General features: G+C 63.8%; 15 protein-coding genes. 12 read left to right on the plus strand and 3 right to left on the minus strand.

Annotated elements, in window-relative coordinates:
- The first annotated feature begins 21 nt into the window (after positions 1-21).
- Genes ACZ5TB_RS07755 through ACZ5TB_RS07765 form a run of 3 tightly spaced genes read left to right on the plus strand, consistent with a single transcriptional unit; the run spans position 22 to position 4,026 of the window.
- Positions 22-1,815, plus strand: a complete 1,794-nt coding sequence (locus ACZ5TB_RS07755) for an IucA/IucC family protein (RefSeq protein ID WP_464790775.1) — start codon at positions 22-24, stop codon at positions 1,813-1,815.
- Entirely contained in the window at positions 1,812-2,996 is a 1,185-nt protein-coding gene (locus ACZ5TB_RS07760) for an MFS transporter (RefSeq protein ID WP_464790776.1), read from the plus strand. The genes ACZ5TB_RS07755 and ACZ5TB_RS07760 overlap by 4 nt, the downstream gene beginning before the upstream one ends.
- A 58-nt stretch (positions 2,997-3,054) precedes the next feature.
- On the plus strand, positions 3,055-4,026 hold the full coding sequence (locus ACZ5TB_RS07765) for a 3-methyl-2-oxobutanoate hydroxymethyltransferase (protein WP_464790777.1): 972 nt from the start codon (positions 3,055-3,057) through the stop codon (positions 4,024-4,026).
- Between the two features lie 181 nt (positions 4,027-4,207).
- On the opposite strand, the gene ACZ5TB_RS07770 is transcribed toward ACZ5TB_RS07765, so the two are convergent.
- The 3 genes from ACZ5TB_RS07770 to ACZ5TB_RS07780 all read right to left on the minus strand — a co-directional run bounded on the left by ACZ5TB_RS07770 (position 4,208) and on the right by ACZ5TB_RS07780 (position 5,969).
- On the minus strand, positions 4,208-4,891 hold the full coding sequence (locus ACZ5TB_RS07770; protein ID WP_464790778.1) for an RES family NAD+ phosphorylase: 684 nt from the start codon (positions 4,889-4,891) through the stop codon (positions 4,208-4,210).
- Entirely contained in the window at positions 4,891-5,304 is a 414-nt protein-coding gene (locus tag ACZ5TB_RS07775) for an antitoxin Xre-like helix-turn-helix domain-containing protein (RefSeq protein ID WP_464790779.1), read from the minus strand. The genes ACZ5TB_RS07770 and ACZ5TB_RS07775 overlap by 1 nt, the downstream gene beginning before the upstream one ends.
- 413 nt (positions 5,305-5,717) lie before the next feature.
- Positions 5,718-5,969 carry a hypothetical protein gene (locus tag ACZ5TB_RS07780; protein ID WP_464790780.1) on the minus strand — a complete coding sequence of 84 codons (252 nt, stop codon included), beginning with the start codon at positions 5,967-5,969 and terminating at the stop codon, positions 5,718-5,720.
- A gap of 136 nt (positions 5,970-6,105) precedes the next feature.
- Between ACZ5TB_RS07780 and ACZ5TB_RS07785 the strand changes: the two genes are divergently transcribed.
- From ACZ5TB_RS07785 to trbL, 9 genes are all read left to right on the plus strand, one after another.
- Positions 6,106-6,312, plus strand: coding sequence for a helix-turn-helix domain-containing protein (locus tag ACZ5TB_RS07785; protein ID WP_464777936.1), 207 nt, complete (start codon positions 6,106-6,108; stop codon positions 6,310-6,312).
- Positions 6,313-6,624: 312 nt separating this feature from the next.
- A complete protein-coding gene (locus tag ACZ5TB_RS07790; RefSeq protein ID WP_464790781.1) occupies positions 6,625-8,667 on the plus strand; it encodes a conjugal transfer protein TraG in 2,043 nt (680 codons plus the stop codon).
- Positions 8,668-8,669: 2 nt separating this feature from the next.
- Positions 8,670-9,083: a CopG family transcriptional regulator gene (locus ACZ5TB_RS07795; RefSeq protein ID WP_464790782.1), complete on the plus strand. Its 414-nt coding sequence runs from the start codon at positions 8,670-8,672 to the stop codon at positions 9,081-9,083.
- Positions 9,080-10,063, plus strand: coding sequence for a P-type conjugative transfer ATPase TrbB (gene trbB / locus ACZ5TB_RS07800; protein WP_464790783.1), 984 nt, complete (start codon positions 9,080-9,082; stop codon positions 10,061-10,063). Before ACZ5TB_RS07795 ends, trbB begins: the two co-directional genes overlap by 4 nt.
- A gap of 3 nt (positions 10,064-10,066) precedes the next feature.
- Positions 10,067-10,402: a TrbC/VirB2 family type IV secretion system protein gene (locus ACZ5TB_RS07805; RefSeq protein WP_464790784.1), complete on the plus strand. Its 336-nt coding sequence runs from the start codon at positions 10,067-10,069 to the stop codon at positions 10,400-10,402.
- Positions 10,399-10,683 (plus strand): VirB3 family type IV secretion system protein, encoded by a 285-nt coding sequence (locus ACZ5TB_RS07810; protein WP_464790785.1) that lies wholly within the window; start codon positions 10,399-10,401, stop codon positions 10,681-10,683. The genes ACZ5TB_RS07805 and ACZ5TB_RS07810 overlap by 4 nt, the downstream gene beginning before the upstream one ends.
- Entirely contained in the window at positions 10,677-13,121 is a 2,445-nt protein-coding gene (gene trbE / locus ACZ5TB_RS07815; RefSeq protein ID WP_464790786.1) for a conjugal transfer protein TrbE, read from the plus strand. The genes ACZ5TB_RS07810 and trbE overlap by 7 nt, the downstream gene beginning before the upstream one ends.
- Positions 13,121-13,864, plus strand: a complete 744-nt coding sequence (gene trbJ / locus ACZ5TB_RS07820; RefSeq protein ID WP_464790787.1) for a P-type conjugative transfer protein TrbJ — start codon at positions 13,121-13,123, stop codon at positions 13,862-13,864. Before trbE ends, trbJ begins: the two co-directional genes overlap by 1 nt.
- 137 nt (positions 13,865-14,001) lie before the next feature.
- Complete coding sequence (gene trbL / locus ACZ5TB_RS07825; RefSeq protein WP_464790788.1) at positions 14,002-15,303, plus strand: P-type conjugative transfer protein TrbL; 1,302 nt, start codon at positions 14,002-14,004, stop codon at positions 15,301-15,303.
- The last annotated feature ends 3 nt before the right edge of the window (positions 15,304-15,306 follow it).

Consider the following 15,306-nt stretch of genomic DNA (forward strand, 5'->3'; position numbering starts at 1 on the left):
GTCGTCCTCAGGAGAAAACACATGACTATCGCTACCGCTGTCAAACCCGCGCCGTCGGTCCGCGATCATAGTCGTTACATCCTGAGGCGTGTGGCGGATTGCTTCCTGCGTGAGAATTATCGCGGGATCGCCGCCGGTCGGGTCGCCCCGGCTGGCGACGAGCCCTTCAATCGCATGGTGGACGGTGTCGAACGCTACCTCGTCTACGAGGCATCCGACACCAGTCGGCTTCTTATACCCGTCGAGCCCGATGGCTTCATGCAGGAGTGGCGCGTTTGCCAGCCTCCTTTCGTCCATATCGCCAAGCAAGGCATGCGGTTGATCGACAGCGTCACCGAATTCCTCGAGATCCTCGGCATAGGGCTTGAAGGCGAGGACAGCGCCAACATCGCCGCCTTTCTTGACGAATGTCAGGCCGCGATCGTTCAGGGCACGCTTTGCGATGCCGCGCGTGGCGAAAAATCTTCGGCGGAAGCACGGCTGGAAAACCACCCCGCATGGCACCGCGCGATGCTGGCGAACGATCGCATCGCCTCCTTTCTCGACCATCCCTTTTATCCGACAGCAAGGGCCAAACATGGCTTCGCCGCTGCCGATCTCATCGCTTATGGTCCGGAATATCAGCGGTCTTTCCGGCTGAACTGGCTGGCGTTGCCGAAGGACGGCCTGTCCGTCCAAGGCGAGACGCCCGCGATCTGGCCATCTTTCAAGGATGTCGGCCTCGATGCAGCCTTGGAGTACAGCCATGTGCTGCTTCCGGTTCATCCCTTCATGCAAGGCGAAAAGCTGGACACCATATTGGTGGAAGCGGGTCTAGCCGATCACGCTCACAAAGCCCCCTATGAGTGGCTGGAGGTCGTACCTACGCTCTCCGTCCGCGCCTTGGCGCTGGTCGGTGAGCCCGGCCTGCATATCAAGCTTCCGCTTGCGATCAGCACCTTGGGCCGCCTCAACCTGCGCGCGATCAAGCCGGTGACGATCAACGACGGCCATGTCGTCCATGCGCTCCTGGAGGAAATCCTCGCCAGCGATACCGCGCTTGGGGACAAGCTCCTGCTGACTGACGAAAGCGGCGGCGCGCACCATAGCGACAACCGCTTCCTCGCTTATATCCTCCGCCGCTACCCGGAAGGTCTCGACGACAGCGAGCCGGTTCCGGTCGCAGCGCTGATGGCGCCGATGCGGGATGGCCGTCCCCATGTTCTGCATCTGGTGGACAGGCATTATGACGGCGATGCGGATCGCTTCATCGAAGACTTCTGCGATCTGCTGCTTGGCGTCCATATCCGGCTTGCCGCTCGCTATGGCCTCGAACTGGAGGCCAACCAGCAAAATTCAATCCTCCTCTTCGGGCAGTCGGGACTTCGCCTGCTGCTCAAGGACAATGACTCGCCCCGGATCGACGCTGCTCTGCTCCGTTCGGCTTATGCCGGTTCGGATGCCTGGCTGAGCCAGTTGCAGGACGCACGGATCACCACCACCGATGCAGCCGGCACCGCGCAAATGCTGATCACCATCACGATCCAGCTCAACCTCGGAGTCGTGATCGAAGGCATGGGCCGCCATCTCGGCAAGACCATGGCCTACCGGCGGACGCTGCGCGCAGCCGTTGAACGTCATCTGGATCTGCTCGAGGGCGAAGGCATCGCCACTGGCGCCCTGCGCGCCGCGCTGCTTGAGGCAAGCCATTTTCCGATCAAATATCTGCTGCGCGCCGCCACCCTGGAAAGCCGCAGCGCGACAGGCGCCGCTGACGTGAACAAGGCCTATGGCCGCACGGCTCCCAACTTCCTCCTGCCCGGAGATGGGCGATGACGCCCGGCCGCATCAAGGCGACCGTCCTTGCCTGCCATTTCGCGGGCGCCTTCGGTCCCATGGGCATGCCTCCATTTCTGGCGCTGATTCTCGTCGGCATTGCGCCGGGTGCGGAAGAACGCCTGATCGGTTGGCTCTATATCGTTCCGACCGCATGCCTTACCATCTCCGCGCCGCTATGGGGTCGGCTGGCCGACCGATGGGGACGTAAGCCGCTGCTGCTTCGCGCTCAGATAGGACTGGCCTTTAGCTTCATTCTCGCGGGACTCGCCGGATCACTGTCCCTATTCGTCCTGGCCCTCTGCCTTCAAGGCCTGCTTGGGGGCACGTTCTCGGCCAGCAACGCCTATCTGTCGGAGGCGCTGCCACGGAAGGATCTGTCACAGGCGCTGAACCTGACCCAGGCGTCGGCCCGCCTTGCGCTGATCTTCGCGCCAGCGGCTGTCGGCTTCATGGTTGATCAGCATCTTGCGCCGCAAAAACTCTATCTCATCGTGGCCCTGTTGCCGATGATCGCAGTGATGCTGCTGGCTCCCCTGCCAGCGCGCCGACGCCCCGAGTCTGACACAGACGCCGCGCGCGCGCCCTCTTCGCCAAGCAGGCATTTCCTTTCGCGCGGTGCGATCATGGCGGGGCAAACCGGCTTCACCCTCGCCATGATCTCCACCTTCCCCTTTCTGATACCATACAGCATGGCGACCTTCGGCCTTGGTGCCGGGGGCGCGGGCTGGCTGTTCGGCCTTCCTCATATTGTCTACCTGCTGGCCTGCATTCCACTGGGGCGCCATTTGCGCGCGCGCGATCCGGCACCCTGGTTTGCCGCCGGTGCCCTGATCGTCGGCGTCACCCTTCTGACACAGGCGTTCACCACGTCGCTTGCCGTCTTCGCCCTCGCTCGCCTCGCGTTGGGGATAGGCATGACACTCGGCTATGTCGCGCTCAACGCGCTAATCGCCGACACGATCGAAGACGCCAGCGCGGGCCGCGCGTTCGGCTGGTTCGACAGCGGCGCCAAGCTCGCGACGATCGTCGCCGGCATAGGTGGCGGACTGATCGCCGCAGGTTTGGGAATGACGGCCCTGTTTCTCGCTTCAGCGCTGTGCGGGGCGCTTACCGCTTCGGTCGTGATGATGCTGCGAGGCGGTTCCATCCCCTCCGCTCGATCCGCCGCGCTCGAATAAAAATCCCGATTGAAAGCGGAGTTCGCAACGCCCTGTGACGCGGACCGGCAATGTTGCCGTGATCTACAACAAGGACAATTTTCCGATGTTGATGTCGACACCTATCGAACTGGCCCTCGACGATGGACTGATCGTCCGTCGGCCGATCAAGCTTAACCTTTATCGCGACTATGAGGTAGAGGCGGTGGCGCAGGCATGGGAGGACAATCCGCTTCTCGAACTGGGCATACGGCTCGATTGTCTGATGGTGTCGGATTCCTACCTTATGACTCATCTCGGGCGCAATAGCACCAGGCTGGCCCGCGGGGAGCAGGCGCTGTTCCTTGAGATCATGACTGGACTGGTGAAGGAAGTCGCACATCGCGCGGCGCAACTCTTTCCCGACAACAGGCCCTATATCGTCGGAGACATGCCGGACGGATCGGCCGAGAACGGCGAGATCGCCCTGCATAGCGCCGATAAAATGGTCAATGCTGGGGCCGATGTCATCAAGCTTGAAGTTCACTCCACCTGCGTTGTTACCACTATTGAACGACTTGCCCGGGAAGGATTCAGGGTTATGGCCCATCTCGGCTACACCCCTCAGGGTGAGGGCAGCGGCAGGATCGGCGGCTCGCTTGAGGGCGCCCATTCCCTGTTCGCCTCGGCCAGGCAGGTTCGCGACGCTGGAGCAGAGAGTATCGTGCTCGAAAAGGTAGACGAGTTCGTCCACCGTGCCCTCGTCGATCACCCCAAGGCGCTGCCAAACTACGCGATCTTCAGCGGCAAATCGGAAAGAGGGGGGCAATCGCTCAACATATGGGATAGCGTATTCAAGCCCGATTTCCGCGCTCGCTATTTTCCACCGACGGCAAGAGATACCGCCGACTCATTCCCCGGGGCCTATTCGAGGCATGTCATCAGCCGCCGCATCTCGGATCTCTTGTCCCTCACGGCCGCCGGCGAATTCCCCCTCTCCCCGCCCACACCCCTTTCACAAGAGAATCTGCGGTCGTTGGCGGCCATCAACCCGTGGACTACGGAAGTCTGAACCGTTGATCCATCACGAAGGACGCTGCGGTGCTTTCACGTCGGCAACGGCGCATTCCGCTGCCAGCGAAGTCCATCATTTTTCCAAAAAGCTGGCACTTTTGACGCGCCCCCACTGCCCCATCCTCGGCGCACACGGAGCGAAACACAGCCACATGTCCCGCGCTGAACTCCTCACGAATTCAGGAAAACGCCTTCTTCTCGTAGACGGTGTCGATTTCCCGACCGTTCCAGACATAGCACAGGTGCCGTTCCTGTCGGCACTTGGAAAGAAGGCGGGGTCGGAACACGGCCGCACATTCGCCGCCGGCATAGCGCACGCTTTCATAAAGAATACCATTTGATCCGATCTGGCGAAGCTCCAGCGCAAGCCCTTGACTGGCGCCATAGCTGTCCAACGCATAGAATTCGGGCCGCGTCTCGCGAAGAGCGCGGATATCATGCAGCGACGCATCCAAGTCCACCGCATAAACGCGCATGTCGAGTTCCTGGGCGGGTTCCTTCGTGAACGTCATGAATCGCGCGCGGTGATAACTTGTCTCGGCTACCGCGGTCTCGATCGGCCGGGCAGCGTAGAAGGCTCCAAAGCTGCCATCGGAAAAACGGCTTCCCTCCGGATTGAGATGGGTAAAGGCCGCCATGATCGCCGATGTGCCCGGCCCCGAAATCCGGTCTTCGGGCGGCACGAGGGTGAGATCGCCAACCTCCTCGCGCAAGCGGTCGTTGGTCATTGCCTCGATGAGATAAACCGCCTCAAGGTCTGCCGGGTCCGCGACGTCCTCGAACAGCGAGATGGGCGGAAATCGGCTGGCAACGATCCGGTAGCAGGGCTTCCACCGAACCTGGCTGATGGAAATATCCCCCATCAGCCGCGTTGCGCATCCACATATTGGCGCACGACATAGAGATCAGCGACATTGCCCGAGGTCATGCGCTCGATCGCCGGACGACCAGCGAATAACGGCGCTTCATTGCGCTTGCGAATCCACGCATCGGCGGTGCGCGGCAGAAGGATCTTCAGCCCCTTATATATGCCCATGACATAGGAAATCCGCTCCAGCGCGTCCTTGGGGATGGCCGCTACCGCACCGCGCTTCCAGGCCTGGAGAGTCGAACGGTTGTCGAGCCCAAGAAGCTTCATCTGCTCGGCCTCATTGAGCCCCCACGCTTCGGCGATACGAAAAAACGTGCGTAGCGCAGGACCGGTAAGATCCTTGCGGCTGGGCGCCGTCGCACCCAGCGCAAGGCTACGACGGGGTGAATGAGCAATTGCGGCCATCGCCACCTCCTTCCTCACTATATGTGCAATATATGATCACAAATCAATAAATGATCAGATAACGCTCCAAGTAGCCTTTTTCGATCTCCGCGGCACCAAAAAATGCACTCTCATGCAGGCCGCCATGCCAGCGAGGTCAACACTCCCTTTGGAGCAATCCGGCGTAGAAGGACATGATCGACGATACGCCATCGACGATCGCAACACGAACGCTCCCGCTGCCACATTGCCGCCAAACACCTATAACGATGAAGGCCGCCCCACCACCGAAGTCCCCGAACAGGTTAAGTGGCGGCCATGGCGGTTGATCGCCGGGTTCCATGGGTGCAAGAGCTCCGGCTAAATCCAGCCTTCAGGCCAGGGCCGTAGAGCGCGGTCGCGGCAAAGCCGAGAGGCACCGATGGCTCAATCGTTCAAGGATCCAGGGCAGGACGGCCAAAGGCTTCGATTGCCTGACCCAGGCCCTCCCCGACAATCCAGCGGGCACGCTCAAGATGCGAACGCCAGCAGGCTTCCGCCCCGGCATCTGACACATCCAGGCCCATGATCGCGATTGCTGCCTCATCCCAACTCATTTTTCGATCCGCTGCATCGAGCAACGCAGCGTACATGGCGAGGTGATTGCGGTCATATTCGGAAACCTCCGCCACATCTGGAACCTTCAACTCCGATGGAAAGAGCGCTGCTGCACCGGGCAAAACGCGAGACCTCCGTTCGAAATCTCTTCATGAACCCACCGCTTGTAACGAATAGGAATGATCGTTCCTAGAACTTTCGTTCCTGCTTCCTGATCCAATCGACATGGATTTGAAGGAAGTTCTCGCGACCAAATTGCGTGTACTGCGCCACGAACGTGGGCTGACGCAGGAAGACGTGGCAGAACTGACCGGTTTGAGCTCGCGATATATAGGCTCAATTGAACGTGCGCGGGTATCAGCGAGCGTCACGATCCTGGGAAGGCTGGCAAAAGCCTTGAAGGTCGATCCTTGCTTTTTGATAAAGCGCTGATCACCGCCGAAAATCTATTCTGAGCCCTCATCGGCCACAGATCAAAGGAGGCCATTTCGCGTCTCACAAGCGGCATGTGACCAGAAGTAAAGCCCCTCCGAATGGAGCTGGCTTATTATGGGCGAAAAGTCCGCCCATGAGATATTTCGCATCATATATGGTAAAACACTTCCAGGTGCACAGGTTCACGCACAGAATTGTGACCCAAAAGTGTGCCTGACGGCACCAGCGCGTATCTGACGTCCAGCCCCTCCACCGCTCATGTTTGGCTCACCCGGCAGACGAATGAGTCGTTTGTCGGCGGAGGCCAACATGACCCCCACCAAGCTGCTAATAGGACAAATGATTGCCGTGCTTGCGATCATCTTGGCTGGAATCTGGGCAGCGACCCAATGGGCAGCAGCAAGCCTGCAGTATCAACCGGAACTTGGAGCTCCCTGGCTCACCCTGATGGGCGTGCCCATCTACCAGCCATGGTCAATCTTCCCCTGGTGGTTTTCCTTTGATGCCTATGCGCCAGCTATTTTTGACGAGGCGGGGGCCATTGCTGCCGGCAGTGGATTGCTCGCCTGCGGCACAGCCATATTTGGCTCGGTCTGGCGCGCGCGCCAGTCGAGCAACGTCACCACTTATGGCTCGGCACGCTGGGCGACCCGCAAAGACGTAACCAAGGCAGAACTGCTCAGCAGGCATGGGGTTACGCTTGGCCGCATCGACGGCGATGATCTCCGCCACGACGGCCCCGAGCATGTCATGGCCTTTGCCCCGACCCGGTCGGGCAAGGGTGTGGGCCTCGTCGTGCCCACGCTGCTCAGCTGGACCGGCTCGACAATCGTCCATGACATCAAGGGCGAGAACTGGCAACTGACCGCCGGCTGGCGTTCCCGCTTCTCTCACTGCCTGCTGTTCAACCCGACCGACGCGCGGTCGGCCCGCTACAATCCCCTGCTCGAGGTGCGGCGCGGGGTGAACGAGGTCCGCGATGTCCAGAATATCGCCGACATCCTCGTCGATCCCGACGGCGCGCTCGAACGCCGCAACCATTGGGAGAAGACATCCCATTCGCTGCTGGTCGGCGCGATCCTCCACGTGCTCTATGCCGAAGAGGAAAAGACGCTCTCCCGGGTGGCGGCCTTCCTCTCCGATCCGCAGCGCAGTTTCGTCGCCACGTTGCGTCGGATGATGGCAACGAACCATCTCGGCACGGCTGATGCGCCGAAGGTGCATCCGGTCGTCGCGTCGGCCGCCCGCGAATTGCTCAACAAGAGCGAGAATGAGCGCTCGGGCGTGCTCTCAACCGCCATGTCGTTCCTCGGCCTCTATCGCGATCCGACCGTCGCGGCTGTCACGGCAGCGTCGGACTGGCGGATAATCGACCTGGTCGAAGCCCCGCATCCGGTCTCGCTCTACCTCGTCGTACCGCCGTCCGACATCAGCCGCACCAAGCCGCTGGTCCGACTGGTCCTCAACCAGATCGGCCGTCGCCTGACCGAGGAACTGCACGGGGCTGCTGGCGAGAGCGGCGCCACCCGGGGGCGGCACCGGCTGCTGATGATGCTCGACGAGTTCCCGGCGCTGGGACGACTCGATTTCTTCGAGACCAGCCTTGCCTTCCTCGCCGGCTATGGCGTGCGCGCCTTCCTCATCGCGCAGAGCCTCAATCAGATCGAGAAGGCCTATGGCGAGCATAATGCCATCCTCGACAACTGCCATGTACGCATCGCGTTCGCGACCAATGACGAGCGCACGGCGAAGCGGATCTCGGACGCGCTCGGCACCGCGACCGAGCAGCGCGCCATGCGCAACTATGCCGGGCACCGCCTCGCGCCCTGGCTCGCCCATGTCATGGTCAGCCGCCAGGAAACCGCCCGTGCGCTGCTGACCCCTGGCGAGGTGATGCAGCTCGCGCCCACCGACGAACTCGTACTCATTTCCGGGCATCCCCCCATCCGCGCCAAAAAACTGCGCTATTATGAGGACCGCAGGTTCGCCGCCCGTGTCCTCCCGGCACCTAAGCTCGACGGCGGGAGCTATCGGGACGCTCCCGCGAGGCGTCCCGACGACTGGGCCGGCCAGGTCCGCGCCACCGACATGCGCCTCGCTATCGAGGCCGGTAATGAAGAGGGCGCGGACAGCGGCGGCCTCGAGCAGGCTCGCCACCCAGCGCAAGAGATCGAGCCTGTTATCCTCGCCGAGCCGACTGTCGCCGACCCGCTTGGACTTGGCGAGGATGATGGCGACCAGGCCGCCGAGAGGCGCGTGATGGACCGCGTCCAGGCGCTCGGTGCCGCACGCACGGTCTACGGCCTCGATGCCGCCTCCGGCCGTCCCGACGACCTCCAGTTGGAGTTCTGACGATGGGACAGCTCAAAGACAAAGTACGCCACCAGCTATTCCTGCCCAAGCCAGTTTCGGATCGGCTCGGGGCCCTCGCCGCCAAGCCGGGCGCCACCAAGTCGGCGATCCTCGAGGATGCGGTCACCGCCTGGCTCAACAAGCGCGGGGCCTCGGAACTGGAGGACCGCTTTTCCATGCGTCTCGACCGGCTGACCCGGGCGATCGGGCGCGTCGAGCGCGACTCCAATGTCATCCTCGAGACGCTGGCCCTCTTCATTCGCTTTGAGCTCGCGATCCAGACCCCGCTTGCCGAGAATGACCATGCCGGGCGGGCGCTCGGCGCCAAGCGGTTCGAGGCCTTCGTGACCCAGGTTGGGCGTCAGGTCTCGACGGGCCGCCGGACGCTCGACGCTGCCCCGGAGGACAGTCTATGAGCCTCCCCACCACGTCTGCGGAACGCCGTCGCCGCATGCTGATTACGGCGCTGGGCGATGAGATCGGCGCGGCCATGCGCGACCCACAGGTGATCGAGATCATGGTCAACCCCGACGGCGCGTTGCGCCTCGACCGGCTTGGCGAGGGCCGGGTCGATACCGAGGTCCGCCTCGAACCTTCCCAGGTCGAGCGCATCATCCGGCTGGTGGCAAGCCATGCACGCGCCGAGGTCCATGCCGAGCATCCCATCGTCTCGGCGGAACTTCCGCCGCATGTCGAGGGCCGCGCCGGCGAGCGTTTTGAAGGGGTGCTTCCGCCGGTCGCCCAGGCGCCCTGCTTCTCGATTCGAAAGCCCGCCACCCGCCTCCATGGCCTCGACGACTATGTCGCCGACGGCCTCATGAGCCAGACGCAGGCCGGCAGCCTGCGGGCGGCGGTCACCCAGCGCTTCAATATCCTGGTCGCGGGCGGCACCAGCTCGGGCAAGACCACGCTCGCCAATGCGCTCCTCAGTGAAATGGCGTGGGTAGACAGCCGCGTGATCCTGATCGAGGACACGCGCGAGCTGCAATGCCCGCTCCCCGACACGGTCGCGCTGCGCACCCGCCTGCCCCATGTCTCCATGACCGAGCTGGTCCGATCGACCATGCGCCTGCGCCCCGACCGCATCGTCGTGGGCGAGGTGCGCGGTCCCGAGGCGCTCGACATGCTCAAGGCCTGGAACACCGGCCATCCAGGCGGGATCACGACCGTCCACGCCAACAGCGCGCTCGCCGCCCTGTATCGCATCGAGCAGCTTTGCCAGGAGGCTGTCGTCACCGCGCCACGCCAGCTGATCGCCGAGGCCATCGACATCATCGTGTTCATCGCCGGCCGCGGCATCGACCGTCGCATAGCGACCATCGCCCGGGTCGCCGGGGTGGATCCCGACACCGGCGCCTACGCGCTCTCCGCCTTCCCTAACCCTAAGGAGCCATGACCCATGACACCAATCCGCCTAGCTTCACGCCGCCCGGCCTTGCTCGCCGCCGCCGCAATCGGCCTCGCCCTTGCCATCGTCACTGAGGCCCAGGCCGCGGGCTCGGGCATGCCATGGGAGGAGCCGCTCCAGCAGGTACTCGAATCGGTGCAGGGTCCGGTCGCCAAGATCGTCGCGGTGATCATCATCATCGTGACCGGGCTCACCCTTGCGTTCGGAGAAACCGCCGGGGGGTTCCGCCGCCTCATCCAGATCGTCTTCGGCCTATCGATCGCGTTCGCGGCGTCGAGCTTCTTCCTCTCCTTCTTCAGCTTTGGCGGCGGAGCGCTGATCTCGTGACGAACCAAGGCCGTCCGGCTCCCGAACATATCGATGGCTTCGAAGTGCCGATCCACGGGTCGCTTGGCTCGCCGCTGCTCCTCGGCGGCGCGCCACGAGGGCTCGCGATCGTCAACGGCACGCTGGCAGCGGCCATCGGCCTTGGGCTCCAGCAGTGGCTGGCGGGGCTATTGCTCTGGGCGGTCGGGCACAGCGTCGTCGTCATGGCCGCGCGCCGCGACCCCGACTTCGCGCCCGTCCTGCTGCGCCATATCCGCCAGAAGGGATATCTTGCATGCTGAGCCTCAAGGAATATCGCGACCGCGCCGATCGCCTCGCGGACCATCTCCCCTGGGCGGCGCTGGTCGCACCGGGAGTGGTGCTGGGCAAGGATGGCAGCTTCCTGCGGGTGCTCGCCTTCCGCGGCCCCGACCTTGAGTCCGCGACCGAGGCTGAACTGGTTGCAGTCTGCGCGCGGGCGAATAATGCGCTGAAGCGCCTCGGCAGTGGCTGGGCGCTGTTCTTCGAAGCCGAGCGGCGCGAGGCGCAGGCCTATCCCGACAGCCGCTTTCCCGACGCGGCAAGCTGGCTGGTGGACCAAGAGCGGCGCGCGGCGTTCGAGGCCGAGGGCGCACATTTCGAGAGCCACTATCATCTCACCCTGACCTGGCTGCCCCCTGCCGATGCCACGGATCGTGCCGTCACTGCCCTAATCGATCGCCCCGACGGCAACGATGGTAGGGATTGGCGCGCCACATTGGAAAGCTTCGTCGCGGAGACCACCCGTCTCCTCGACCTGCTCGGCGGCTTCATGGCCGAGGTGCGCGCGCTCGACGATGAAGAGACGCTGACCTTCCTCCATGGCACAATCTCCGACCGCCGCCATGCAGTGGCCGCACCAGAGACGCCCATGTATCTCGATGGCCTGCTCGCCAATACACCGCTGGTCGGCGGGCTCGAGCCGCGTCTCGGCCAACTGCACCTAGGCACACTCACCATCCTCGGCTTTCCGAACGTCAGTCGGCCCGGCATCCTCGATGCCCTCAACCACCAGGATTTCGCCTATCGCTGGGTCACGCGCTTCATCCCGCTCGACAAGACCCTGGCGACCAGGACGCTGACGAAGCTGCGTCGCCAGTGGTTCAACAAGCGCAAGTCAGTCACCGCGCTGCTCCGCGAGGTGCTGTACAACCAGCCGGCCCAGCTGCTCGACAGCGACGCGGACAACAAGGTGGTCGATGCCGACCAGGCGCTCCAGGTGCTCGGCGGCGATCATGTCGCCTTCGGCTATCTCACTACGACGATCACCGTGGCCGATGAAGACCGGACAAAGCTCGAGGACAAGGTTCGGGCGGTCCAGCGGATCGTAAATGGCCTGGGCTTCACCTGCATTCGGGAAAGCGTGAATGCGCTCGAGGCCTGGCTCTCGTCGCTGCCGGGCCACACTTACGCCAATGTCCGGCAGCCGCTGGTCCATACGCTCAATCTCGCGCACCTCATGCCCCTGTCCTCGATATGGGCGGGGCCGGTGCGCAACGACCAACTCGATGGCCCACCGTTGCTGATCGCGAAGACCGCCGGCTCGACCCCGTTCCGGCTTTCCACCCATGTCGGCGATGTCGGCCACATGATGGTGGTCGGTCCGACGGGCGCGGGCAAATCGGTCCTGCTGAGCCTCATCGCGCTACAGTTCCGCCGCTACCGGCAAGCGCAGGTCTATATCTTCGACAAAGGCAATAGCGCCCGCGCGGCGGTACTGGCGATGGGCGGCGCACATCACGCGCTCGGCAGCGCCGAGTCTGGCGGCGCCGAACTCGCTTTCCAGCCGCTGGCCGGCATCGACGATCATGCCGAGCGGGGATGGGCTGCGGAATGGATCGCGGCGCTGCTTAGCGGAGAGAATGTACCGGTCACGCCCGAGGTGAAGGAGGCGGTCTGGACGGCGCTTGGCAGCCTCGCCTCGGCACCGCGCGAGGAGCGAACGATGACCGGGCTCGCCCTGCTGCTCCAGTCGAACGCGCTGCGCACCGCGCTCCAGCCCTATACGCTCGAAGGCCCGCACGGCCGGTTGCTCGATGCCGCCGAACAGCATCTGGCGCTCGGCGACCTGCAATGTTTCGAGACCGAGGCACTGATGGGCATGGGCTCGGCGGTCGCGCCCGTGCTGACCTATCTCTTCCACAGGCTCGAGGAGCGGTTCGATGGGCGGCCGACGCTGCTGATCCTCGACGAGGCCTGGATCTTCCTCGACCACCCGCTCTTTTCCGCGCGCATCCGCGAATGGCTGAAGGTGCTGCGCAAGAAGAATGTAGCGGTGCTGTTTGCAACGCAGAGCCTCGCCGACATTGCCGGCTCGGCCATTGCACCAGCGATCATCGAGAGCTGCCCGCAACGCATCCTGCTTCCCAACGATCGGGCGATTGAGCCGCAGGGCCACGACATCTACGCACGCTTTGGCCTCAACGACCGGCAGATCGAGCTGATCGCACGGGCAACGCCCAAGCGGCACTATTACCTCCAGTCCGCGCGCGGCAACCGGCTGTTCGAGCTTGGCCTCGGCCCCCTCGCCCTCGCGCTGTGCGGCTCGTCCGACCCCGCAGCGCAGGCCCGGATCGACGCCATCCTCTCCAAGCAGGGGCGCGACCGGTTCGCACACGCCTTCCTGCGCGACGCTGGCCTAGACTGGGCGGCCGAGCTCGCCGCTGCCTTCCCCGCTCACGAACCCCAAGGAGACAATTGATGCCTATCCTCACCAAGAAGCATCTGGTCGCGGCCGTCCTCGGCCTCGGCGCAGGCGGCAGCCTTGCCGTCTGCACCATGATGCCGGCTACGCCGGCGCTGGCCATTACGGTATTCGATCCCAGCAATTATGCGCAGAACATCCTGACTGCCGCACGTACCCTGCAGCAGGTCAACCAGCAGATCCAGCAACTCCAGAATGAAGCGCAGATGCTGGTCAACATGGGCAGGAATTTGAGCCGCATCGACTTCCCGCAGCTTGATGCGCTTCGCCAGAAGCTCACCGAGATCGATAGGCTCATGGGCCGGGCGCAGGCGATCGACTTCCGGGTGGACCAGTTGGACGACAAGTTCCAGTCGCTCTTCCCCCAACACTTCTCCTCGGCGCTGCGTAGTGACGCGCGGGTCCGCGATGCCCGTGCGCGGCTTGATGCCAGCATGGGTGCGTTTCGACAGACGATGGCGGTGCAGGCGCAGGTCGTCGAGAATATCCAGGCCGACAGCGAGGCGCTTGGCCAGATCGTTGCGCGCAGCCAGGGCGCGGAAGGTTCGCTTGCAGCGCAACAGGCAACCAACCAGCTGCTCGCGCTCACGGCCAAGCAGCAGTTCCAGCTCCAGCACATGATGGCCGCCCAGTTCCGCAGCGAGGCGGTCGAGCAGGCGCGCCGTGCGACGCAGGCAACCGAGGCCCGCGCTGCCACCAAGAAGTTCCTCGGTTCCGGATCGGCCTACACGCCCGACTAACCCCTCGGGCCCTTGGCCCGGTCCGGTAACCAGCGATCGGCGGCTCGCCCTCTCGCCGCCGGTCGCCGTCGCGGGGCGCGGCTCTCCTCCCACGCCGTGCCCCGCGACACCTCCACAGCCAACAGGAAGGCAGCCCCTTGAACGACCTCAATATCATCGACCGCTTCCTGGCTGCGTTCATCACCTATATCGACAGCGGGTTCGGCCTGCTGGGACCCGATGTCGGGTTCCTGACCGCGACGCTGATCGGCATCGACATCACGCTTGCCGGGCTGTTCTGGGCAATGGGCGGCGAGGACAATGTCATCGGGCGCTTCCTCAAGAAAATCCTCTATGTCGGCGCATTCGCGTTCATCCTGAACAGCTTTTCCACGCTTGCCGACATCATCTTCCGCTCCTTCGCGCAGGCCGGGCTGACGGCAGGTGGCGGCATGCTCTCCGCCGACGACCTGCTGAAGCCCGGACGGCTCGCCGGCACCGGCTTCGCCGCAGCCTGGCCGCTTCTTGACCAGGCGAGCGAGATGGTCGGGTTCACGACCTTCTTCGATAATTTCCTTACCATCATGGTGCTGCTGTTCGCCTGGGCGCTGGTGATAATCGCCTTCTTCATCCTCGCCGTGCAAATGTTCGTCTGCATCCTCGAGTTCAAGCTGACGAGCCTTGCGGGCTTCATCCTTGTGCCGTTCGCGCTTTGGAACCGGACCAGCTTCCTGGCGGAGCGCGTGCTGGGCAATGTGGTGAGCTCCGGCATCAAGGTGATGATGCTCGCCGTCATCGTCGGCATCGGCTCCAACTTCTTCACCGAGTTCACTGACGCCCTCCAGGGCCAGGAGCCCGATGTCGGCCAGGCCATGAGCCTGGTGCTCGCCAGCCTCTCGTTGCTGGGGCTTGGCATCTTCGGGCCGTCGATCGCCTCAGGGCTCGTATCGGGCGCGCCGCAGCTCGGCGCTGGTGCCGCCATGGGCACGGCCATGGGTGCGGGAGGCATGGCGATGATGGCTGGTGGAGCAACCGCTGGCGGAGCACGCCTCGCCGGCGGCGGAGCGCTCAGCGCCATCCGCTCTGGCACGGCGATGGGCTCCGCTGCATCCACCGCTTACCAGCTGGGCCAGGAACAAGCGGGCAAGTCCACGATCGGCGCTGGCCTCTCCGGCGTGGCGCAGGCAGCGGGCAATGCCGCGCGGACCCGCGCCAACAGCGCCCTCGGCCTTGGTGAAGCCGTGTCGAGCGGGCGACAGGCGGCTTGGAATGCGCTCAATAACAACAACTCTCCGTCGCCGGCGACCGGCGGCGGGGAGACTGGGGCGCCCGCCTGGGCGGTCGCAATGCGCGCCGAGCAGACCAGCCGCCATCGCCGCCAGCTTGCGGTCCACGCCATCAGCCAGGGCGACCGCGGCGGCGGCTCCGCCATGCCCGACATCAAGGAAAGGAACGACTAAGCC

It is taken from the genome of Sphingobium sp. TomTYG74, assembly GCF_055393875.1.